General features: G+C 66.7%; 18 protein-coding genes and 1 riboswitch. Of the genes, 10 read left to right on the top strand and 8 right to left on the bottom strand.

What is annotated here, in order from left to right; all coding sequences use genetic code 11:
• From E3O62_RS08000 to E3O62_RS07990, 3 genes are all read right to left on the bottom strand, one after another.
• Nucleotides 1–1,261: methyltransferase (locus E3O62_RS08000; RefSeq protein WP_241973374.1), on the bottom strand; the 1,261-nt coding region annotated here is incomplete at its 3' end.
• Between the two features lie 62 nt (nucleotides 1,262–1,323).
• Nucleotides 1,324–2,172: an SDR family NAD(P)-dependent oxidoreductase gene (locus E3O62_RS07995; RefSeq protein WP_134398084.1), complete on the bottom strand. Its 849-nt coding sequence runs from the start codon at nucleotides 2,170–2,172 to the stop codon at nucleotides 1,324–1,326.
• Nucleotides 2,173–2,188: 16 nt separating this feature from the next.
• Nucleotides 2,189–3,238, bottom strand: a complete 1,050-nt coding sequence (locus E3O62_RS07990; protein WP_134398083.1) for a LacI family DNA-binding transcriptional regulator — start codon at nucleotides 3,236–3,238, stop codon at nucleotides 2,189–2,191.
• A 212-nt stretch (nucleotides 3,239–3,450) separates the two neighbouring features.
• Here E3O62_RS07990 and E3O62_RS07985 point away from each other — a divergent pair, with 212 nt between their 5' ends.
• From E3O62_RS07985 to E3O62_RS07965, 5 genes are all read left to right on the top strand, one after another.
• Nucleotides 3,451–4,710: an extracellular solute-binding protein gene (locus tag E3O62_RS07985; RefSeq protein ID WP_134398082.1), complete on the top strand. Its 1,260-nt coding sequence runs from the start codon at nucleotides 3,451–3,453 to the stop codon at nucleotides 4,708–4,710.
• A 6-nt stretch (nucleotides 4,711–4,716) separates the two neighbouring features.
• Entirely contained in the window at nucleotides 4,717–5,811 is a 1,095-nt protein-coding gene (locus E3O62_RS07980) for a carbohydrate ABC transporter permease (protein WP_134398080.1), read from the top strand.
• Nucleotides 5,808–6,716 carry a carbohydrate ABC transporter permease gene (locus tag E3O62_RS07975; protein WP_134398078.1) on the top strand — a complete coding sequence of 303 codons (909 nt, stop codon included), beginning with the start codon at nucleotides 5,808–5,810 and terminating at the stop codon, nucleotides 6,714–6,716. The genes E3O62_RS07980 and E3O62_RS07975 overlap by 4 nt, the downstream gene beginning before the upstream one ends.
• Nucleotides 6,717–6,826: 110 nt before the next feature.
• Nucleotides 6,827–8,872: a glycogen debranching N-terminal domain-containing protein gene (locus tag E3O62_RS07970; RefSeq protein WP_134398076.1), complete on the top strand. Its 2,046-nt coding sequence runs from the start codon at nucleotides 6,827–6,829 to the stop codon at nucleotides 8,870–8,872.
• A gap of 871 nt (nucleotides 8,873–9,743) precedes the next feature.
• Nucleotides 9,744–9,959 (top strand): DUF2945 domain-containing protein, encoded by a 216-nt coding sequence (locus tag E3O62_RS07965; protein WP_134398074.1) that lies wholly within the window; start codon nucleotides 9,744–9,746, stop codon nucleotides 9,957–9,959.
• Nucleotides 9,960–10,268: 309 nt separating this feature from the next.
• Here E3O62_RS07965 and E3O62_RS07960 read toward each other — a convergent pair whose 3' ends face one another.
• Nucleotides 10,269–10,724, bottom strand: a complete 456-nt coding sequence (locus E3O62_RS07960) for an SRPBCC family protein (RefSeq protein WP_134394939.1) — start codon at nucleotides 10,722–10,724, stop codon at nucleotides 10,269–10,271.
• Between the two features lie 109 nt (nucleotides 10,725–10,833).
• Between E3O62_RS07960 and E3O62_RS07955 the strand changes: the two genes are divergently transcribed.
• From E3O62_RS07955 to E3O62_RS07945, 3 genes are all read left to right on the top strand, one after another.
• On the top strand, nucleotides 10,834–11,265 hold the full coding sequence (locus tag E3O62_RS07955; RefSeq protein ID WP_134398073.1) for an alpha/beta fold hydrolase: 432 nt from the start codon (nucleotides 10,834–10,836) through the stop codon (nucleotides 11,263–11,265).
• A 513-nt stretch (nucleotides 11,266–11,778) separates the two neighbouring features.
• A riboswitch (cyclic di-GMP riboswitch) is annotated at nucleotides 11,779–11,855 on the top strand.
• A gap of 17 nt (nucleotides 11,856–11,872) precedes the next feature.
• A complete protein-coding gene (locus E3O62_RS07950; protein WP_370448897.1) occupies nucleotides 11,873–12,727 on the top strand; it encodes an alpha/beta fold hydrolase in 855 nt (284 codons plus the stop codon).
• Nucleotides 12,724–14,178, top strand: coding sequence for a diguanylate cyclase domain-containing protein (locus tag E3O62_RS07945; RefSeq protein ID WP_134398071.1), 1,455 nt, complete (start codon nucleotides 12,724–12,726; stop codon nucleotides 14,176–14,178). The genes E3O62_RS07950 and E3O62_RS07945 overlap by 4 nt, the downstream gene beginning before the upstream one ends.
• A 741-nt stretch (nucleotides 14,179–14,919) precedes the next feature.
• Here the strand turns inward: E3O62_RS07945 and E3O62_RS17540 are convergent.
• The 3 genes from E3O62_RS17540 to E3O62_RS07925 are packed head-to-tail and all read right to left on the bottom strand — an operon-like array spanning nucleotide 14,920 to nucleotide 19,239.
• Nucleotides 14,920–17,058, bottom strand: a complete 2,139-nt coding sequence (locus E3O62_RS17540) for an FAD-dependent monooxygenase (protein ID WP_370448896.1) — start codon at nucleotides 17,056–17,058, stop codon at nucleotides 14,920–14,922.
• 20 nt (nucleotides 17,059–17,078) lie between these two features.
• Nucleotides 17,079–18,332, bottom strand: coding sequence for a type III polyketide synthase (locus E3O62_RS07930; protein WP_241973373.1), 1,254 nt, complete (start codon nucleotides 18,330–18,332; stop codon nucleotides 17,079–17,081).
• Nucleotides 18,333–18,387: 55 nt separating this feature from the next.
• A complete protein-coding gene (locus E3O62_RS07925; RefSeq protein ID WP_134398069.1) occupies nucleotides 18,388–19,239 on the bottom strand; it encodes a phosphatase PAP2 family protein in 852 nt (283 codons plus the stop codon).
• Nucleotides 19,240–19,301: 62 nt separating this feature from the next.
• Here E3O62_RS07925 and E3O62_RS07920 point away from each other — a divergent pair, with 62 nt between their 5' ends.
• Nucleotides 19,302–19,517: a hypothetical protein gene (locus tag E3O62_RS07920; RefSeq protein ID WP_134398068.1), complete on the top strand. Its 216-nt coding sequence runs from the start codon at nucleotides 19,302–19,304 to the stop codon at nucleotides 19,515–19,517.
• 218 nt (nucleotides 19,518–19,735) lie between these two features.
• Nucleotides 19,736–20,674 (top strand): phosphodiesterase, encoded by a 939-nt coding sequence (locus E3O62_RS07915; RefSeq protein WP_134394945.1) that lies wholly within the window; start codon nucleotides 19,736–19,738, stop codon nucleotides 20,672–20,674.
• Here E3O62_RS07915 and E3O62_RS07910 read toward each other — a convergent pair.
• Nucleotides 20,604–22,334: a stealth family protein gene (locus tag E3O62_RS07910; RefSeq protein WP_134398067.1), complete on the bottom strand. Its 1,731-nt coding sequence runs from the start codon at nucleotides 22,332–22,334 to the stop codon at nucleotides 20,604–20,606. The two genes, E3O62_RS07915 and E3O62_RS07910, sit on opposite strands and share 71 nt — an antisense overlap.
• Nucleotides 22,335–22,392 lie beyond the last annotated feature (58 nt).

Genomic DNA, 22,392 nt, shown 5'->3' with positions numbered 1-22,392 from the left:
CGGCGTGCCCGGCCCCCGCGGCACCCTCGTCCCCGGCGGCACCCTCGGCCCCGGCGGCACCCTCGGCCCCGGCGGCACCCGCGGCCCCGGGCGTGTGCGAATTCGACGGAGATTCTGCTCCCAGAGGGACCATACGCGCCGAATTCGGGCTGTTTGGGGCAAAATCTCCGTCGAATTCGTCAGGGCGCAGCGGGGCGGAAGCTGGCGATGCAGGGGATGCGACGGGGGTGACGAGAGTGACAGGGGCGTCGAGCCAGGCGGGAGTGACAGGGGTGACGAGAGTGACAGGGGCGTCGAGCCAGGCGGCCAGACGCTCGAAGGCATCCTGGTCGGCGTGGTACTCCCAGTTCCCGAGCAGCTGGGCGACGCCGCCGGGGGTGAGATGTTCGGCAGCGCCGCGCACGACCGCCTCGACGAGCGCGTCGCCGACCAGGCCGCCGTCGCGGTATTCGTAGGCCGGCACTCCCGGCACACGCGGGGTGATCACGAACGGAGGGTTGGAGATGATGTGGTCGAAGCGCTCCCCCGCAACCGGTTCGAACAGGCTCCCGAGGCGAAACTCGATATTCCCGATCTCGTTCAGCTCCGCGTTGAGCGCGGCAAGCTCCAGGGCTCGCACCGAGATGTCGGTGGCTACCACCCGGTCGGCGTGCCGGGACGCGTGCATGGCCTGGATTCCGCACCCGGTGCCCAGGTCGAGGGCGCTGGCCACCGGGGTCGGGATCAGCAGCCCGGTCAACGTGAGGGATGCCCCACCCACCCCGAGCACATGGCTTTCACCGAGCGGGTGGCCGAGTGCGAGCTCTCCCAGGTCGGACACGATCCACCAGCTCCCGGCGCCATGCGCGTCGACGAAGCTGTAGGGCCGCAGTTCGAGGAGCGGGCGGAGGGTGCCGGCCGCGACGGATGCACCGGAACCAACAGGGCCGACACTCGGAAGGACATCGGCGGCGACACCGGCGTCGACGGATACCACGAGGCCGAGCTCCTCGGCCCCGGCGGCACCCAGCGCGGGGAGGGCGGCATCGAGATCCGCACGGTCGACGGGCAGGCCGAGCACGAACAGGCGAGCCAGTGTGGCGCAGGGTTCGGCGTGCCCGAGCCTCTCCCGGAGACCGTCCAGCCCCCGCAGCGCCGGGACCCGCTGGTTGCGGCGCAACGCGGCATCCGCTTCGATCCCCCACAGGCCGGTGAGGGCCGAGACCGAGAAGTTGGCGGCGGCAAGGTCGGCGCGAAGCCGGTCGATCAGTGCAGAAGTCACCCGTCTATTCAACTGCACGGGCTGCTGCACCGGCTGCCGCACCGGCTGACGGACCGGTGCCGCTACCGGCGCTCCTCCGCCACGCTGTTACCGCCGTCGACGACGATCGTCTGGCCGGTGACGTATGACGCGCCGGGCGAGGCCAGCCAGGCGATCACGGAGGCCACCTCGGCAGCCGTGCCGCTGCGCCCGACGGGCACGAGCGCGCCCTCGACTGCCTCGCTCTCCAGCTGAGACCCGGTCTCGATCCAGCCCGGTGCGACCGCGTTGGCGGTGATGCCGAGCCAGGCCTCATCCACGGCGAGCGCCCGGGTGAGCCCGGCCAGACCGGCCTTCGCGGCCGCATACGTCAGGTCCCCGCGCGACGCCATCACCGGCCCTGACACGCTGGACACTGTGACGATGCGCCCCCAGGCCGCCGCGTGCATGAAGCCGATCACGGTGCGCGTGGCGTGGAAGGCGGTCGATAGGTTGATCGCGAGGCCGCGGTCCCACTCGTCCGGCAACGTGGTGCTCACGTCGCCGTGCAGCATCTCGGCGTCGCCGACCGCGACCATGCCCGCGTTGTTCACCAGAATCGTGGGCGCCAGCCCAGCGGTCGCAAGGGAGTCGGCGAGCACCAGTGCGCCGGCCTCGGTGTGCAGGGTGCAGACGATGCCGGATGCCGCGATGCCCCGTTCCGTCAGCTCGGCCGCTCGCTCGTGCACGCGTTCGGTCGTGGCGGTGAGCACGACGTGTGCACCGAGCTCACCCAGCATCCGTGCCGCGGCGAATCCGATCCCGGAGGCGCTGCCGGCCCCGGTGACCAGGGCCGTATGACCGGCGAGGTTCCACGCGTCGGGCAGGGCGAACGCGAGAGGGACTGGGACTGGGACAGAAACAGGGAGTCCGACAACCTCGGGGAGCGTCATGGCGCCATGCTAGCGGCTACCGCGGCACGTCCATCGGGATGGCGGCGAACTCGCGCACGACCAGCCGGGGCGTGACCATCCGGTGCCGGGGTTCGGCCGACTCGGGGGCTCCGTGCACCTTGCCGCCGAACTCTCCTGTGAGCAGTTCGAGCACTCCGGCGGCCACCTCGTCCACTGCTTGGTCGACGCTGGAAAGCCCGATCGCGGCGGCGATGGGGGTGTTGTCGTAGCCGATGACCGGCACACGCTCGGGGTTCGCGATCATCGCCCCGAGGGCGAGCGAGTCGCTCGCGCAGAGCACGGCATCGATCTGGCCGGCGTTCTGCCGCAACTGCTGCATGGCCGCGGTGCCCTGGCTGACGCCGTCAGTGGTGACGATCTCCAGCTCGGCCAAGTCCCGCTCCGAGACGTCGCCGCGTTCGATCATCGCGTCGTACCAGCCTCGTCGGCGATCGTCGCCGGTGCCCGACGGGCTGGGCCAGCCGATGTAGGCGATGCGCCGGGCTCCGGTCTCCTGCTGCGTGCGCGTGGCGGCGTGCAGGCCGGACCAGCCATCCACATCCACCCACAGGTGCTGCGGGTCGTTCATATCGTCGACTCCCCACGGCCGCCCGAAGGTGACGAAGGAGATGCCGTTCTCGATCAGCCATCGGGTGCGTGGGTCGCCGGCGAACGTCGACGTGAGCACGAAACCATCGACATCCGCTCCGTCGTTCAGGCGCCGGAACTGGATGATCTCGTCTTCGGGGCTCGTGGCCGTGAACAGCAGCACCCGCAGCCCCTGCGCGTCGGCCTGCTCGGTCACGGCGTGCAGAAACCGGTCGAGCACCGAACCGGAGATGCCGTCGATCATCGGATCCAGCCGGATGCCGATGGTCGAGCTGCGCCGCGTGCGCAGCCGGCGGGCGGAGGCGTGCGGCCGGTACCCGAGCTCGGCGATGGCAGCCTCGACCCGCTGGCGGGTGTCGGTGCGCACGATGCCGGGCGAATTCATCACATTCGAGACGGTCTGCCGGGAGACGCCGGCCGCGAGCGCGACATCCGTCACCGTGGGGAACCCACCCATCGCCGCTCCTGCCCCACGCCTTTGCCGGACGCGCCTGCCCCCGTGAATTGAACGATCAAATATTGTTCTGCACAGAATACCGCGTCTCGAGGGATCGTGGAAACACGGTGATTAGATCGATCAAAAAAAAGTTTGATCGATCAAATAAATTCAGCTATCGTGACCTTTACACAAGCAAACGCGCATCGATGCGCGACTCAAGGAGAAACAAGATGCAACGACGCAACTCCCGCTGGCTGATCGGAACCGGGCTCGCCGTGGCCGGCGCCCTCACCCTCAGCGCGTGCGGTTCCGGATCCGGCTTCGGCGGCGACACCGCCGATTCGGGCGGAGAACTCACGAGCGATTCCACCCAGGGGCTCAACATTCTGATCGGTTCCAGCGGCGACGCCGAGACCGCCTCCGTCAACGCCGCCGTGGCCGCCTGGTCCGAGACCTCTGGCACCGACGCCAAGGTCAGCGTCGCCAGCGACCTCAACCAGCAGCTCGCCCAGGGCTTCGCGGCCCAGAAGCCCGCCGACGTCTTCTACCTGTCGACGGATGCACTCGCCGGCTATGCCTCGAACGGCTCGCTCCTGGCCTACGGCGACGATCTGGCCAACAAGGACGACTTCTACCCGAGCCTGGTCAGTTCCTTCACGTACGAGGGCGACTTCTACTGCGCGCCGAAGGACTTCTCGACCCTGGGTCTGATCATCAACGACGACCTCTGGGCCCAGGCCGGGCTGACGGATGCCGACATCCCCACCACCTGGGACGAGCTCGCGGCCGTCAGCAAGACGCTCACGACCGACAGCCAGGTCGGCCTCGCCCTCGGCGGCGAATACGCCCGTCTGGGCGCGTTCATGGCCCAGGCCGGCGGCAGCCTGATGAGCGAAGACAACACCGAGGTCACCGCGAACAGCGCGGAGAACGTCGCGGGCCTCGAATACGCGCAGACCCTCCTGAACGACGGAGTGATGAGCTACGCCAGCGAAATCGGTGCCGGCTGGGGTGGCGAGGCGTTCGGCAAGCAGCTCTCGGCCATGACCATCGAGGGCAACTGGATCACAGGCGCGATGAAGAGCGACTTCCCCGACGTCAACTACACGGTCGCGGAGCTGCCTGCAGGCCCGGAGGGCCAGGGTACCCTGCAGTTCACCAACTGCTGGGGCATCGCCGCCGACAGCCCCAACCAGGCCGGCGCGCTCGAGCTCGTCGAACAGCTCACCAGCAAGGACGCCCAGCTCACCTTCTCGGAAGAATTCGGCCCGATGCCTTCTATCAAGTCGGCCGCCGAAGACTGGAAGAGCGCCAACCCCACCCTGGTGGCCTTCCTCGACAGCGCTGACTACGCCACGGGCGTGCCCAATGTGAAGGGCGCCGCTGACGTCACGAGCGACCTGAACGCCCAGCTCGAGTCGCTGAAGACCGGGGACGCGCAGGCGATTCTCGATTCCGTGCAGAACAACCTCGAAGCACTGCTGAAGTAGTCCACCATGTCGACGCCTGCACGCACGGCTCGCCGCTCCGGTATCCGGGGCGGCGAGACCGCCTCGGGGTGGCTCTTCACCGCCCCGATGATCATCCTGCTGGGCTTGTTCCTGGTCATCCCGGTGCTGATGGCCCTCTGGGTCAGCTTCTCCGACTGGAACGGCCGCGGCAGCCCCTTCAGCGGCACAGTGTCGTTCGTGGGCCTCGACAACTACTCCGCCCTGGTCGGCGGCGGCGGCCTGGCCGAACAGGACTTCGGCACGGCGCTGCGTAACAACGCCTGGTACGTCCTCCTGGTCGTGCCGGCCCAGACCATGCTGTCGCTGCTGCTGGCCGTGCTGGTCAACCGGCAGATCCTGCGCGGCCGCGGCTTCTTCCGCACCGCGTTCTACTTCCCGTCGGTGACCAGCTCGGTGGCCATCACGGTGCTGTGGCTGTTCCTGTTCAGCGCCAGCGGCGCCGTCAACAAACTGCTGGCGTTCATCGGCGTCAACGGACCGAACTGGTTCAACGACCCCAGCGGAGTGCTGCACAACATCCTCGGAGCGTTCGGCGTCGAGACCGGCCCGGCCGCGCTCACCGGCAACACGTTCCTCGGGATCTCTTTCTGGGAGTGGCTCGCCGGGCCATCCGTGGCCATGAGCGCCTTCATCCTGATGGCCGTGTTCACCACCAGCGGCACGTTCATGCTGCTGTTCATCGCCGCGTTGCAGAACCTCAGCGGCGACGTCGTCGAGGCCGCCATGATGGACGGCGCCAACGGCTGGCAGCGGTTCTGGCGGGTCACCCTCCCCCAGCTGCGGCCGACCCTCTTCACCGTGCTCACCCTCGGCCTGATCGGTGCCTGGCAGGTCTTCGACCAGATCTACACCGGCACGCAGGGTGGACCAGGCAAGACCACGCTCACTCCGGCCTATCTCTCCTATCAGGCCGCCTTCACCAACCAGGCCTGGGGCCAGGGCGCCGCGATCGCTTTCATCCTGTTCGTCATCATCGTGGCCTTTACCCTGTTCCAGCGCGCTCTGCTGGCCGAACGCAAGGTCTCCGCCCGGCGGATGCGTCCGTATCTGCCGATTCCGACATCCGGAGGTTCGAAATGAGCACCACGGTGAGAACCCGCGAGCGCACCGTCTCTCCCTCCCAACGCCTGCGCGCCCTGGGCCGGGAACAGTTGCCGACCCGCGCGATCGCCGGCCGGTCGCTGCTGTACGCGATCCTGATCGTGCTCGCGATGATCTACATCGCACCGTTCCTGATTCAGGTCGCCACCTCCTTCAAAACGGATGGCGATGCCGCCAGCAATCCCATGTCACTGCTGCCGCAAACCTGGTCCACGGCCGCGTACGAGAGGTTGTTCCTCAACTCGGACTTCCCGGTCTGGTTCCAGAACTCCGCCATCGTCACCGTCTTCGTCACCCTCGGCCGCGTCTTCTTCAATTCCCTGGCCGGTTACGCCCTCGCGCGGCTGCACTTCCGGGGCCGCACCGTGATCTTCGCGCTGCTCATCGCCGTGATGAGCGTGCCCGGGGTCGTGCTCCTGATCCCGAAGTTCCTGGTGATCAACCAGCTCGGCATCTACGACACCTACGTTGCGATGATCGTGCCGTTGCTCACGGATGCCGCGGGCGTCTTCATCATGAAGAACTTCTTCGAGTCGATTCCGGCGAGTGTGGAGGAGCAGGCCCGCATCGACGGGGCCGGCACCTTCCGGGTGTTCTGGTCGATCGTTCTGCCGATGGCCCGGCCAGCCCTGGTGACCATCATCATCCTGTCGTTCCAAGGGTCCTGGAACGAGCTGTCCCACTTCATCGTGGCCACGCAGTCCCCCGAGCTGACGACGCTGACCAAGGGCGTGGCGTCACTGGCCTCCGGGCAGCTCAGCCAGGGCACGCAATACCCGCTCAAGCTGGCCGCGGCGGCGATCATGACCATCCCGGTCGCGGTGATGTTCTTCATCTTCCAGAAACGCATCATGAACACCACCGATGGGGCGGTGAAGGAGTAGTCCTCCTCTCCACCCTTTTCCTCCCGTTCCTTCACTACTTCCATTCCTCCCGTTCCTTCTGTTCCTTCCGCAGATCCGCACCACAACCCCTCTGGAGTCGTACCTCGCTCATGTTCTCTCACCCCGTCCAGCCTCTGCTCCATGACTCCGCCATCGTTCTGGCGGCCCCGACCCAGGCGTGGTCGCGGTCCGACGGGCAGACTGACAAACCCATCCACGGCTTGTACCACGCGGACACCCGGATCCTCTCCGGCTGGTCCCTGCTGATCGGCGGCCGAACCGGCGAAGCGATCGGACACGCCCAGCGCGGCGCGGGAGAGGTCACCTTCACGTCGCTGCTCCGCCACCTCGACGACCGCACCGCCGACCCCCGACTGCGGCTCGAAGTCACCCGCACGGTCACCGCGGGCCGCCTGACCGAACGGATCGAAATCATTTCGGGACTCGAACAGGCTCTCGACACGACAGTGTCCGTGCGCCTGACGCCCGATTTCGCCGATATGCAGACCGTGAAGGCCGGCCTCGCGGGGGCCGCCGAGCGCGACGCTTTCGGGGGCGTGGACCTGCCCGCGGCACCGGATGTCGTTGTGACGGAGGCGAGCGGGGGCATCCGTCTGTCGACCGACACCGTGGCGGCGCTGGTGGGGGTGAGCGTCGACGGGGTGCTGACCGGCTCGACCGCCGAGGCTGACACCGAGGTCACCGGCACCTGGTCGGTCACCGTGCCCGCGAAAAGCAGCGTCACCGTGGAGTGGACCGTCGAGATCGCGCACGCGGCCACCGTGGTGCAGGCCGCATCGGGGCTGCCTGAGTGGTCCGGGGTGTCGGTGCGCTCCGGCGATGCACGCCTCGGACGCTGGGTGGCACGTGCGCTCGACGACCTGACCGGTCTGCGGATGGCCACCACGACGAGTCCGGCCGAGCCGTTCCTGGCCGCCGGCGCCCCCTGGTTCTTCACCCTGTTCGGCCGGGATTCCCTGTGGGCGGCGCGCTTCCTGCTGCCGCTCGGCACCGAGATCGCGGGCTCCACGCTGCGCCTGCTCGCGCAGCTGCAGGGCACCAAGAGCGACACCGAGACCGCGGAACAGCCCGGCAAGATCATGCACGAACTGCGCCCCGATGTGTACTCGATGCCCGGCGAGAGCCTGTCGCTTCCGCCGCTGTACTACGGCACCGTCGACGCCACCCCGCTCTGGATCTGCCTGCTGCGCGACGCCTACCGTTGGGGTTTGGCCACCGAAGAGGTCGAGGCTCTGCTGCCTGCCCTCGAAGCGGCCCTCGGCTGGATGCGCGACTTCGGCGACAGCGACGGCGACGGCTTCCTCGAATACGTCGACATCACCGGCCACGGCCTCGCGAACCAGGGCTGGAAGGACTCCGGCGACTCGATCCAGTGGCGCGACGGCAGCCTCGCCGATGGACCGATCGCCCTCTGCGAGGTGCAGGCCTACGCCTACGAGGCCTATATCGGCGGCGCCGAACTGCTCGACGCCTTCGGCAGGGCCGGCGGCGACGCCTGGCGCGCCCGGGCGGCCGCGCTCCAGACCCGGTTCCGGGACTCGTTCTGGATCGACGCGCCCGCCGGCCGCTACCCGGCCGTCGCCCTCGACGCCTTCAAGCGCCCGGTCGACACCGTGACCAGCAACATCGGCCACCTGCTCGGAACCGGGCTGCTCTCCGCGGAGGAGTCCGCCCTCGTGGCCGCCCGGCTCGTGTCCCCGGAGTTGAACTCCGGCTACGGTCTCCGCACGATGTCGACGGACTCCGTCGGCTACTGGCCGCTGAGCTACCACGGCGGCTCGGTGTGGACCCACGACACCGCGATCGCGATCGCCGGTCTGGGGCGCGCCGGTTTCGGCGCCGAGGCCGGCATCCTGATCGAGGGGCTGCTCGCGGCGGCCGAATCATTCGACTACCGCATGCCGGAACTGCACTCGGGCGACGCGTCCTCCCTGGTTGCCGCCGCGGTTCCCTACCCGGCCGCCTGCCGCCCGCAGGCCTGGTCGGCGGCGGCGGCGGTCTCCGTGCTCGGCACCGTGCTCGGCCTGGAACCCGATCCGGTCACCGGCCAGGTCACCTCCACCCCGATCATCCCCGCGATCGTCGGCGACGTTGCAGTGCGCGGCCTCCGGACCCCACCGGCCAGCGTCGGCTAGCCGCGGCCCGGCCCGGTCGGCCCGGCCGGTGCGGCCCGTCGCGGCCCGGCCTGTGCGGCCCGGCTCTGCGCAGACCCAGCTGAGCCTTCCATTCCGTGGCTAACTCAGGAGATTCCACGAGCAGCGGTTCCAGCTCCGCAAAGTTCCGCATGAATCTGCGGGCAGGCCGCGCCGTGCGCTCGTTTCTCCTGAGTTAGCCCCAACGACCTGCCCGACCGGGCCAGCCCCGCCCGGCCCGCACCACCCGGCCGGCCTGGGTCATCCGTCGCCCCGGTGCATAACTCCTACAAATTCTGGTGCGTGCCCGGAACCTCCCAGGCGTTCCGGGCATCCGTACCGCAGCTCCGCCGAATTGGCGGAGTTGTGCACGTACCGACCTGCACCCCGAATCGGGCAGCAGCATCAGCATCCGCGCACACGTTGTGGCCAACCTAGGAAACTCCGGCGAGCGGCGGCCACGCCCGCGCAGATTTCCGAATGTTTGCGCGAAGGGAGGCCCTCGATCGGGGTGAAGCGTCGCCCTGTTCCATCCAGTCGGAACCTGCAGCGGCCAGAGTTGTGTGGGTTGTGCGTGTCCCCCTACGACGACGGGCGTCCCCGACAGGATCGCGATTGGGCCATCAGGGGGGGTGTTCGAGAAGAAAATGGCAAGAATTGAGTATTATGGGCGGCAGTGCCCGGCTGAGTCGGCCACGTCCCGCTGAGAGGTGGAGAGATCTTCACAAGCGGTTCGCCACCCTTGTAATCGAGCGCGTGACAATCATGCACGGAAAACGAATGCGCGGGCACGATCTTCCCCGAGAACCGACAGGAACATGACACTCAGCCCAACCCTCTAGCCCAGGTCCGTCGCCGTCCGTATGCTTCAAGAATGACAGACTTCAGCACAGGCGACCGGGTGAGTTGGGCAACGTCTCAGGGGCGAACTCAGGGGGAGGTAATCGAGAAGAAGACGAGCGATTTCGACTTCGCGGGCAAAGCGTTCCACGCCTCGAAAGATGACCCTGCGTTTGTCGTGAAATCTGAGAAGACGGATGCCGAAGCTGCGCATAAAGCCAGTGCCCTTCGCAAGCTGTCGCCACGTTAGGGGCAACTGAGCGCGCGACCGCCACCAGGTGAAAACGGAGCCGGAGTGTCCCTGGAATGTTGAAGAAATCGTCGGCCCTGGAAAACTCAGGCTTGGCCCGTGGCGAATCTAGATACGGTTTTGAACAACTGAACAAGGGACCAGCGATACCGATTCACGCGGCGGCGCCGGGGTAGGCCTGCACGGTCAAACTCGGCTCAATGTCTCTGACAGCCTGCCAAGCGCTGCGAGCGTCGCGTCACCTCAAGCGGTCGAACTCTGGTGTGAGGTCCGGACTATCTCGAGTCGTGGGTTGGTCTTCAGGCAGCGTCAGGCCTGCACATCTCCGCGCCATCCACCATCATCGGTTCCCTTCGCCTCGATGAACTCCTTAAAGTTCGTGAGGTCTTTCTTAATGGCGTGATTGTCGATACCGAGAGCGGCCCCAGCTTTCTCAAGCAGCCCTGTCGCCTCCCAGTCAAGTTGTACCGTCACCCGTGTCTCGTTCGCGGCCAACTTATGGAACGTGACAACTCCCGCGTGGTCAACCTGGCCGCCGGTGCTGTTCCAGGCAACACGCTCATCAGGGTGCTGCTCAGTTATCCGAGCCTCAAACACGCGCTCCACGCCGCCGACTTTAACCTTCCACTCGGTGAGAGTGTCGGTCACCTGCGTCACGGATTCAACAAAACTGAGAAACTTTGGAAACTCCTCGAATTTTGTCCACTGGTTGTACGCGACGGTAACGGGAACGTTGACGTCGACAGTCTCGATGGCGTTGGGCATGATGACCTCCTAATGCGAATTCGACGGATGAAATAGTTTCTGCAATCCCATTCACAGTACCGAAGGTTAATCTAAGGGCAACCCCGGGTAAGGAACATCGCCTCCCAGCGTGTACTCGTCAAAGCAGGGTCCCTCGAAACTTCCCGGTCAAGTCAGGCCATCTCTTACCGACGACATCGAGCACCTGCGTGTCCATCTCGGCCTTGATCGCGTCGTTCTGATGGCTCACTCAGCGGGAACAAGATTGGCCCTTGCCTGCGCGGCGCAGTTCACACTCAGTGTTGCCAGGTTGGTGCTGATCACTCCTCCGGCGGCATATCTCGTCGATGAGCCGTCCGATGCTCACACGCTCATTGGGAAGCGGCGCGGAGATCTGCTTTTCGAGGCCGCTTTCGCAGCTTTGGAAGCGGGGCGCCAGACGGTTGACGATGACGGCTTCAACGCCTGGCGACAGGAGTCGGCGCCGGCCGGATACGCAACCTGGGGTCGCAACAGAACGATCCCACGGCGTCAGTCAGCGGAGGACGGGCGCGGGCAATGAGTTGTTTTCCTGCGATGGTCACCAGAAACGATCGCGATAAGGGCACCGATCACCAAGATTATGATCAGCGCCGCATGCGGGCCCAATCGACTGCTGACCCAGCGGGTAGCCCGCGCGAGGCGACGGCCAGACCAGGTCCGCCTGATGGGGACGGTACCGCCGTGCTGCACCAGGGGGGACGATGTCTTTACCGGGCTGATCAGCAGGACTCGAACACTTTCGTGCAACAAACACACGCCATTCATCGCCGGCTCGAAGAGTCGCCGCGCGAATGTATGGCGGGCCGATCACCTGCGCGTTTTTGACTGAGCGTCGGGGAGATCGTCTCCGCCGGCCATGTTTGAGGGACCTCTCCCCGTCGTCGGGCAGGGGCTGCCCTCGATTCCGGCCGAGGTCGTAATCCGGGCGTCTGCGGCGGATTGGGCAGGGCAAAAACAACGAGAACTGGGAGCAGCGAACGCGGTCCGTGTGGTTGGGTCCCCTGATAGAGTCAGCCGACGTATGGGCGTTTGCTCATCATGCAGGCAAACCCGGCGCGAGCCGGGGACGCAAAGCCACGGGGGACACACGCTGTCAGCCGGGCTACCGAACAGCAAAGGCCACGCGCATGCTCATGGAAGCTGGGCCGCCCTCGTCCGAGGAGGCGACTGTTGCCGTTGAAGAGCTCTCGGCTATCTCGCGGCGCAACAATGTAACGGTGAGTGGTAACCCGAACGGACGTGCGATCGTGTTCGCACACGGCTTCGGGTGTGACCAAAGCGCATGGCGACTGGTCACCCCGGCCTTTCTCGCGGACTACAAGGTCATCGTGTTCGACCACGTTGGAGCAGGCAGTTCCGATGCATCTGCCTACAGTCTCTGGAAATACGACTCGTTGCTCGGGTACGCGGACGACCTGCTCGAGATCCTTGATGAGCTGGACGTGACCGACGTGGTGTACGTCGGTCACTCTGTCGGCGGGATGATTGGTGTGCTCGCCGCGAACCGTGACCCGTCCCGCTTCGGCGCTCTCGTCCTGATCACCCCATCCCCTCGATACATCAATGCGCCGGGCTACGAGGGAGGATTCGAGGTCGAGGACATCAACTCAATGTTGGATGATCTGGATTCGAACTATTTCGGCTGGTCGTCGGTCATGGCACCACTGATGATGGGCAACCCGGACCGACCGGAGCTAGGGGATGAGCTGACGGAGAACTTCTGCAGTACCGACCCGACGATCGCCCGCCATTTCGCTCGTGTCACGTTCCTTTCCGACAATCGGGAGGACCTTCCCCTGGTCTCCACGCCGACTTTGATCCTGGAATGCTCCGCCGACATCGTCGCTCCCGCCGCCGTGGGGCGCTACGTTCATCAACAGATAGCAGGGAGCACCCTGGTCACTCTCGCTGCCACCGGCCACATCCCTAACCTGTCGGCACCCGACGCTCTAGCGGATGCCATCCTTGCCTACCTGAAATGACTGACGGTGGCGAACGTGGGGTCGAGGGCATATTCGAGGACCTCTACGAGCACGCGCCGTGCGGGCACCTCTCCACAACGATCGACGGCATTATCATCCGAGTCAACAAGACTCTGCTGAAGTGGACGGGGTATCAGCGCGAAGAGCTCGTCGGCCAGCCGTTCGTCTCGTTCCTCCGACCCGGCAGCCAGTTGATGTTCGAGACTCGATATCTCCCGGTGCTCCACCTGCGAGGTGAAGTGAAAGAGGTGGCGGTGTCGTTCCGGCACGCGAACGGCACCGCGCTGCCAATGATGGTCAACAGCACTGTGACCACCGATGAAAATGGGGAACCCGTCACCATCCGGACGGCCGTCTTCGATGCCAGCGAACGCCAGGAATACGAGCGAGAGCTCCTCGCCTCCCAACGCAAGGCGGAGGCGTCGGAAACTCGGATCAGGGTGCTGCAGAACGCATCGAGAGTGTTGACCGGAGCCACTACCGACACCGCGCTGGCGTATCAGCTGACGAAGATCATCCGTGAGGCATTCGCTGCGTCTAACGTCTCGATGTACCTCCTGAGCGCTGAGGGGAAGCTGGACCTGACATCGGGAAATCCGGCGCTGGGACTGCTCGATCTGTCCGGCGACGGGCCAGCCACGGTACTGGCCCGCACCGAGGGCACGATGATTCTTTCGCGCGCTGATCCCATGGCCAAGTCATCAGGGCTCGCCGAAGTGATGCGAAGCGCCCAGGTGGAGACACTCGTGTCCGTGCCGTTGTCGGAAGAAGCATCTCCGCTCGGTGTCCTGATCAGTTCCTTCGCACGTTCAAGAAGTTTCGAAGCGGACGACATCGGGCTGTACGAAGCACTCGCACGTCAGTCCGCCCAGGTGCTGACGCGCATCCATCTCCACCAACGACTCGAACGACTAACACTCATCGACCAGCTCACGGGCCTTGCCTCCCGTCGCCTCATTCAACAACGCCTCAGCGACGCGGTGACCCTCTCACGACTCAACCGCCGTTCGATAGCACTTCTCCTCATCGATCTCGACGGTTTCAAACTCATCAACGATGAACTGGGACATGCCACCGGTGACAGCGTGCTCAGCGAGATCGGCGCCAGACTGTCGTCGGTCGTCCGTCACGGCGACCTCGTAGGCCGACTCGGCGGGGACGAGTTCGTGGTCCTTTGCGAGGACGTGAAACCCGAAGAGGTGGACCGTGTCGTCGAACGACTCCATGCCGCCCTCCGCGAGCCGCTCACCGGGCGCGCGAGCCAGAAACGGGTCACCGGGAGTATCGGCACCATCCTGTATCTCGGCGGAGTCCCGGATCACATCCCTCCCGACCTGATACTCGAACAAGCCGATGAGGCGATGTACCGGTCCAAGCGCGCGGGGAAGAACCAGGACACCACCGTCATAGTCGGAGACACCTCGCCCGCGGAGAACCACCCGATCCTCTAGTCGGCGACACAGTGTGCTCATCTGAGCTCGATCCCGTCACCCGGGCCTGTCCCGCCCTCGTCCACCCCTGTCGGTGTCAGGGCACCTCCAAGAGCCATGCCAGCGAGTGTCAAGGAATGAAGAAACCGACGATATCTGACGTCAGTTCTAGACTCCGACCTGACGTCCAGCTGGGGTGCACTCCAACGAGGCGTGTTCATCGGGCGCCCCCCTGATCACCACCATCTCGACCTGAGTACTTCAATATTAACGTTTACATGCGATTGATGAAGCATGAAATCTCGTGACGTGCTTCGTACCGCGCAGGATCTTACCTCCTCACAGTGACGTTTGGTGACCACACCGCAGGCCCGTCGTCTTGGTGCTACTGCCGCTCAGCTGGCCAGGTTCTCGGAGCACGGCGCCCCTGGTGCGGCTGCAGCATGGCCTGTATGTGGTTGCCGGTGTCCCCGCAGCCCGAGGAATCGATTTGCCCCGCGCCATGCACCTGCCATCCCCGTCCTGGACCACCGGTTATAAAGCAGAAATGCGACAATTCTCAGCAATCCCCCAGGCCTGTCACGACTTCGACGCCGCACTCGAATTCACTGCAGCATGCCTGAACCCGCTCCTGAACGGCGAGATCATCTCCGGTTCATGGGACGCCCAAACAAGACTGTGGCGGGACTCCACACCAACATCCCCCTAGCCGGTATCTCTCGGTGCGGCTGACCAGAGACCGGGCCGCCCGGCGGCGGCGAGCTACAGCCAGCGCATGGTGAAGGCGCGGGCGAGCATGGCGCTGGCGGGCGGCGCCGCGAGGGCGCGCACGAGGCCGTTCCGCGCGCGCAGGCGAAGCCCCTGCACGGGTCCGCCCATCGCCATGTTGAAGTCGGCCTGCCGGGCGGCCATCCGAGCGCTGCGCCGGCGGCGGCGGTCGTAATCCCCGAGCACGCCTGAAGCGGCCTCCGGATCCCGCAGCGCCCGTTCCAGCGCCGGGGCCAGCTGCAACGCGTCGAGCCAGCCGAGGTTCATGCCCTGCCCGCCGATCGGGCTGATCTGGTGCGCCGCGTCGCCGATGAGCACGACCCGTCCCGCTACAAGACTCGTGGCGAGGCGCTGCTGCACCGAGAAGGCGCTGGCCGCCGCGGTCGTCGGAGGCAGCTGCGTGCCGGTGCGGGCACGGATGAGCGCAGCCAGGTCGTCGGACGTCGCATCCGTCTGCAGGGTCGGGGTCATGGCCACCCAGCGGCGCCGGCCTCCCGGCAACGGGAACGACTCGACCACACCACCCCGCTCGAAGAAGAGCACGGCCTCCCCGGGATGCTCCCCCGTGTCGGGGTAGTCGCTCATCAGGTACGTCTCGCCGCCGGTGCGCGCGGTGCAGCGGATGCCGAGTAGGTCGCGCACGAGACTGCGGGCGCCATCGGCGGCGACCACGTAGCGAGCCTCGAGAATCTCGCCGCCCGTCCCGACCGTCCCGACCCCCTCGACCGTCCCACCCGTCCCGCCTGGCTTCGCCGTCTCGACTGTCGTAGCCGTCTCGACCGCGACCCGATCACCGCGCTCGGACACCCCGGTCACCGTTACGCCGCCGCGCAGCCGGCCGGGCGCGAGTTCGGCGAAGCGCGCGCGCAGTACGGCCTCGGTCTCGAACTGCGGCAGAGAGATCACGCTTTGCATCCGGTCGACGGTTTCGGTGAACGCCAGCCGGCCCAGCGTGCGCCCGTCCGAGCGCACCACGCCGCCGCGGATGCGCACCGCCCGGGCCAGCACCTCCTCCGCCACACCCAGTTGATCCAGTGCCCGCAACGACGGCGGGTGGATGCCGATGGCCCGGGATCGCAGCGACGGCTTGCCGCGCTGCTCGATCACCTCCACGTCGACACCGCGCACCGCCAGCAGTCCGGCGAGCAGGATGCCCACCGGTCCCCCGCCGACCACGATCACATCCCGAACCCGTGCCTCGCTGTCGTTCGCCTGCCCCCGCTCGTGCACGTGCGCGCCTTCCGGTTCCCCCGATCGAGAGCGCCCGTTGCGCCGGTCCCTCCTGACCGGAAAGGACACGCTCGCCGACGCCGTGTCAGCAAGAACCGACCCAGACGCCGACACGGCCGACGCGAGCCCGGCAGACGCCGGTCCGGCCGGCACCTCCCGGCGCAGCACGAGGCGCGACGGATGCTCCCGCGTCACCTGCCACCCGGGCGGCACCACCTCGCACAGCTCGGCCGCCGTAAAACTGCGGCGAATGGAGGTGAGCCCGTCGTCGCGGATGAACGACCGGCGAAAGAGCGGCCAGGTGCCGAGCCCGAAGCCGAGGTACGCGAACCGGCTTCGTTCGATGTCGGCGTGCAGCACCCGGTGCGCGGCGAGCCGTTCCGAATCGGCGAGCAGTCCGCCGAGCTGTTCGCCGGTGAGGTGGTGCAGCACATGGTTGGAGACGACGACGTCGAACCGGCGTCTTTCTGCGACGAGATCGGAACTGAGCGCCCGCCGAAACGTCAGTCCGGGCAGAGGGGGCAGGCTCGTCGCGTAGGCGTGCGCGCGGGCATCCGGGTCAACGGCCGTGATGCGCAGGCGCAGGCCGTCCCGGGCGGCCCAGCGGGCCAGCGCCCGCGCCACGTCGCCGCCGCCGCAGCCGACGTCGAGCAGGGTGTTCTCCCGGGTTTTCGACAGCAATGGCCGGATGTCGCGCCGGTACATCCCGCGCCACCCCGACACCACGGTGTTCACAAACCGGAAGTTCGCGTAGGTGCTGGCAAGTTTGTCGGGGTCGCAGTCGGGGTCGTCCATGAGCTCGACGGCGTCACTCGCGCGCCGGCGCAGCGACGGAACGCGCAACGACGAGACGCCCAGGAAGGGTCGACTCCGCGACGATCGGCGCGCCGAAGCGAAATGCATCGACGGGATGCCCACTTCCGCTACCCGGCGGTGACGGTCATCAGCCCGGATTCGACCGTGAGCCCCGGGCCGAACGCCATCGCGCAGACCCGCTCGCCGTCATCCGTGGCCGGGGAGTCGAGGATGGCCTTGAGCACGAACAGGATCGTCGCGCTGCTCATGTTGCCGAAGCTGCGGAGAGTCTCCCGCGAGGGCACGAGCTGCGCCTCGCTGAGCCCGAGTTTCGCCTCGGTCTTGTCCAGGATGCTGCGCCCGCCCGGGTGGATCGCCCAGTGCGCTATCGCGGTGGCCGGTGTGGTGACCGGGACGACGTCAACCGGGGCGACCAGGGTTGCGACCGACCCGGCCGAGACACCCTCCGACACTCCGGCAGGCAGGAGCGGCGGCACCCTGGAAGGCACCAGCGCCGGCGCCAACACTGCGCTGAGCGCGACGTCCCGCGCGAAGAGGGGCGCCAGCGCCCCCTCGATGTGCTGGTCGATGATGTGCGGCACGTAGGTGCTGAGGATCATCTCGAACCCTTCGTCGCCGATCTTCCAGGCCATGTCCCCCTCGCCGATAGGCGTGATCACCGTCTCGAACAGGTCGAGGTTGAGGGCCTTCTCACCCGCAGCGGGGGCGCGGGAGCTGACGATCCCGGCCGCAGCTCCATCCGAGAACAGCGAGGAGGCGACGATCGTGTCCGGGTCGTCCGAGGTGCGCAGGTGCAGCGAACACAGCTCGGCGCTGACGACGAGCACGACGGCGTTCGGATCGGCGTCGACGAACTGCTTCGCCGTGCGTAGGGCGGGCATCGACGCGTAGCAGCCCATGAAGCCGAGGTGGTAGCGCTGGGTCGCGGGGTTCAGGCCCAGCTCGCGCACGAGCATATAGTCGGGTCCCGGAGCGTAGAACCCGGTGCACGACACGGTCACCACATGCGTGATGTCCGAGGCCTCGATGCCGGGGCACGCCTCGAGGGCCCGCCGCCCGGCCTCGACGAACAGCTTCGTCGCCTCCACGATGTAGAGCTCGTTGCGCACCCGGGTGCTCGGCTTGAGCAGCTGCTGCGTGGCGGCGTCGAAGAACTGGGGATCGGACGACGCCCCGTCGAGGGTGAGCTCGTCGATGACGGTGTGCCGGGTGTCGATCCCGGACAGGTTGAACGACGCGGTCACCAGGCGCTGAGCCAGGCGACTGAGTCCCGGCTGGGCGGCGAAGACGTCGCGCACCTGATCCTGGATCAGTACTGTCGGGGGGACCACGGTCTGGAGCGCTCTAAGAGTGACGGACATAGCCCCAGTGTTACACGTGGGCACGGCCCGGCACACCCCCGTAAATGCCGTCAGATCAGGGCAGCGGGGCGAACAGACGGATGCCCGTGAGCCCGATCCCGAGCCCCGCGGCAACGATCGCGGTGACGCCGCCGATGTACGCGACGAGGGTTCCCGGGGTATCGCCGAACGCGCGGAAGTACGTGACCAGGAACGCGGCGACCGCGACCGCGGCGAAGGGGATCAGGATGCGTCGCTGCAGGCGGTCGACTCTGGGCGGGCGGGCGTTCTTCCCGCCGCGCGGCGCAGCGCCCATCGACCGCGGGCCGCGGGTCAGCACCAGGCCGGCCACGCAACCCCAGACCGCCACGACGAGCAGGGCCGCGATGACATCGCTGGGCCGGTGCCAACCGTTTGCCAGCGTGGCGACCCCGGCCAGGATGGCGAAGCCGGAACCGCCGAGGGCGGCGAGGCCGCGCGTGCGGGGACTCGCGACCAGGAAAACGGCGAGCGCGGATGCCGCCGCCACCGTTGTGTGTCCCGAGGGGAACGAATTGCCGTCGTAGCCCTCCACCCCGAGGTCCGGCCGGGTCAGGAGCATAATCTTCAGCAGCTGAGTGCTCAGCACGGCGGCCAACGCTACCCCGCCGGCCACGATCAGGGTCCTGACGTTGCGACGAACGACGGTCACCACCCCGGTGAGCAGAAGTCCCGCGATGACGGAGACCAGCGGAACGGCATCCAGCAGCTCCTGCGCGAGCGGGGTGACGCTGCGGCGTCCGAACTCCGCGCCGTCGAAGGCAAGCTGGTCCATGGCCTGGCCGGAAAGGGTGCGCACGAAGTAGAGGTAGAGCCCGGCGAACAGGATGATTGCAACGAACGCCCCCACCAGGTAGCGAACGGGGCTGATCGACGAAGAGGTGCGCACGCTCTAGCTTCGCACGCGGCGGCGCGGTTGACTCCGTTCGGTATCGGCGTAGCTTCTGAAAGATGGTCGGGAAAAAGCTGGGGCAGGCACGGGCCGCCCGAAATTCGCGCAGAAAGAGCGAAGCACAGATCGGCGGTTTCACGGGTCTGGAGGGAGACTTCGAGGCGGAACGGCGTCGCGCCACGGAGGCCGCCCACGAGAACACCGGGCCCCACGAGGACGACAGCTTCGACAAGTCGGTCTTCCCCGATTCGACCTCGGGTCTGACCCATCCCTAGGTGAGCCACCTCGGCCGAGCAGCCGTTGCCGGTGCACGAGGGCACGAAGAAGACCACGTCCTGATCTAGCGGTGACGACGGGCCCGGAAGCGAAACCTCCGGGCTCGTCAGTGTGTTCGCGTTCCATTCACCTAAGGTTCAGCCCATGCTGCTTAAATAATCAGAGTAGAGTCGGCGAACTCAACGAAGAGTCCTTAGCCCCAACGAATGGATGCTCCGTGAACATTCGAACGGCCGAATACCCCAGGCCGGATCATTTTCTGCTCCACCTCAGCGACACCCACCTGCTTGCGAACGGCGGTCGCCTGTACGATCAGGTCGACAGCACCGCCCATCTCGCGCAGCTGTTCGCGGAGGTCGAAGCCTCCTCCGGTCGACCCGACGCCATCATCATCACGGGCGACCTGGCCGACAAGGGCGAACCGGATGCCTACCGGGCCGCTCAACGGATCGTCGAGCCGGCCGCGGCGCGGCTCGGTGCCCGCGTCTTCTGGGTGATGGGCAACCACGACGATCGGGCGGCATTCCGCACCACGCTGCTGAACGAGCCGGCGACCACAGAGCCGATCGACCATGTCGACTACATCGGCGGCCTGCGCCTGATCACGCTCGACACCTCCGTTCCCGGCCACCACCACGGCGCCGTGACCGACGACCAACTGCGCTGGCTGGCCGGTCAGCTGAGCGTTCCAGCGCCGGACGGCACCATTCTGGCCATGCACCACCCGCCCGTGCCGAGCGTGCTCGACCTGGCCGTGTCGGTCGAGTTGCGCGGCCAGGCCCGTCTGGCACAGGTGTTGCGCGGCTCGGATGTGCGCAGCATCCTCGCCGGGCACCTGCACTACTCCTCGACCGCGACGTTCGCGGGCATTCCGGTGTCGGTGGCGTCAGCCACCTGCTACACCCAGGATCTGAATGTGCCGGTCGGCGGCACGCGCGGCCGCGACGGGGCACGCACCTTCAACCTCGTGCACGTGTTCGCGGACACGGTGCTGCACTCGGTCGTTCCGCTGGGCGACTACCCGGCGCTGGACTACATCGACGCGACGGAGAGCGCGCGCCGGCTCGCCGGCGACGGCATCCGGATCATGCCCGCGGGTACTCTGCCAGCGTTCCGCGAACCCCCGATGACCACACCGATCCCGGTTCTGCACTAGACGGCGGCGTGTGCCCGGCCTGGCCGGGAACGAGCTGGTTCTCGCGTTCCCAGGGGGCGACGATCGGGAAATAACGTTCGAGGAAGTCGGTCACGGCAGCGCGGCGAACCTCGTCGGAGATCTCCGGGTTGCTGCCGTCGTTGAGGCAGAACATGTCCTGGTCGCGGCGCTTGCGCAGGGCGTTCATCTGACGCAGCGCCAGCTTGAGCGTGGTTTCGATGTACAGCGAGCGCGCCTGGGTCTGCTCGACCGCCCGCCCCGTCATCAGCGCGTAGTAGTGGTACAGCGAGTTCGTGACCGAGATATCGGTCGCGGAGCGGAACTGGCTGGCCGCGGTGCGGGCGAAATCGTCGGGGAACTCCGCTTCGAGTTCCTGCATCACAGTCCTGCGGAGCGGCGCCGCCGTGTGCTCGAGGTGCCGCGTGGTGACCTTGCCGAAGCGATCACGCAGCAGGGCGCGGTTGACCCGGGCGCCGTTCTCGAACCCACTGCGGCTGGTGTTGTTCTCGCCGAGGCCGATCCGGGTGGATGCCTCGATGAACTTGGTCACGCCGCCCGGCGAGAAGAACAGCTCCGGTCCGACCGGGCGGCCGAAAAACATGTCGTCGTTGGAATAGAGGAAATGCTCGGCCAGTCCGGGGATGCGGTGCAGCTGACTCTCCACGGCGTGCGAGTTGTGCGTGGGCAGAACACTCAGGTCGGGGAAGAAATCCTCGCTGCGCATGATGGTGACGCGCGGGTGCTCAGCCAGCCACACCGGGGCCGGCGAATCCGTGGCGATGAAGATGCGGCGCACCCAGGGCGCGAACATGTAGACGCTGCGGAGGGCGTACTTGAGCTCGTCGATCTGGCGGAAACGGGCATCCGAATCGTCGCCGTCACCGACGACATAGGCCTGCATGCGCTTGGCCCGTTCACGCTGGAAATCACTGGACGAGCCGTCGACCCAGGAGAAGACCATGTCGATGTCGAAACTGACGTCGCTGGCGAGGTCGTCGAACATGTGTTGCAGGGTGCGCCAGGTGCGCCCGAAGAGGTCGATCGTGGTCTCGCGGGCCTCCGCACGCGGCAGACGTGCCCGCATCAGCGAGTTCTCGACGGGCGCGACGATCTCATCGTCGCCGAAGTGCCAGAGCTCGAACTGGAAGGCCGTCTCGGCGCCGTAGCGCAGGCGGCCGATCGGCTCGATGCGCGGTCGGTAGACCCGGAAGACGGATGACTCACGCAGCGTCGTCAGGGCGCCGTCCGCCAGGAGCAGGGCCGGGGTCAGATTCCCGTCGAGGGGCTTGGCGTAGAAGGGTTCGTTCGCGAAAGCCTCCGCAAGGATGCGGGTGAGGTTCTTGCGGCGTTTGCGGTCGACCGCGATCACCGGGCGGTCCCCGTCGCCGCGCACGAGCAGGAAGTCGATGCCGGCCCGTTCGAGCGCGTCGCGGACCGCGAGGAGGTCCTTGACCATCGACTCGTGGGGGGTGAAGTGACCGTTGATCAGGTTGATCTCGCCCTTGCGCACGACCACGTCATCACGGTCGAAACGGCGGGTGCGCGGGTCGGGTGAGAGCAGCACGAGCTCGGGTTCCTGACTCAGCGTCAGCACGGGCAGGTTGTCTGCCGGTTCGTTCGAGGAGCGACGCTCGGTTTCCGGGCGATCGAACGTGGCCATGGTCCTCCTCGAGAAGAATTGGGAACGCTCATTCACGAGGCAACCACACGCAGTGCCG

The sequence above is a fragment of the Cryobacterium sp. TMT2-15-1 genome (genome assembly GCF_004402345.1).
Taxonomy (GTDB): Bacteria; Actinomycetota; Actinomycetes; order Actinomycetales; family Microbacteriaceae; genus Cryobacterium; species Cryobacterium sandaracinum.
The sequence above is the reverse complement of the archived record's forward strand: the minus strand, read 5'-3'. Positions and strand labels throughout refer to the sequence as shown.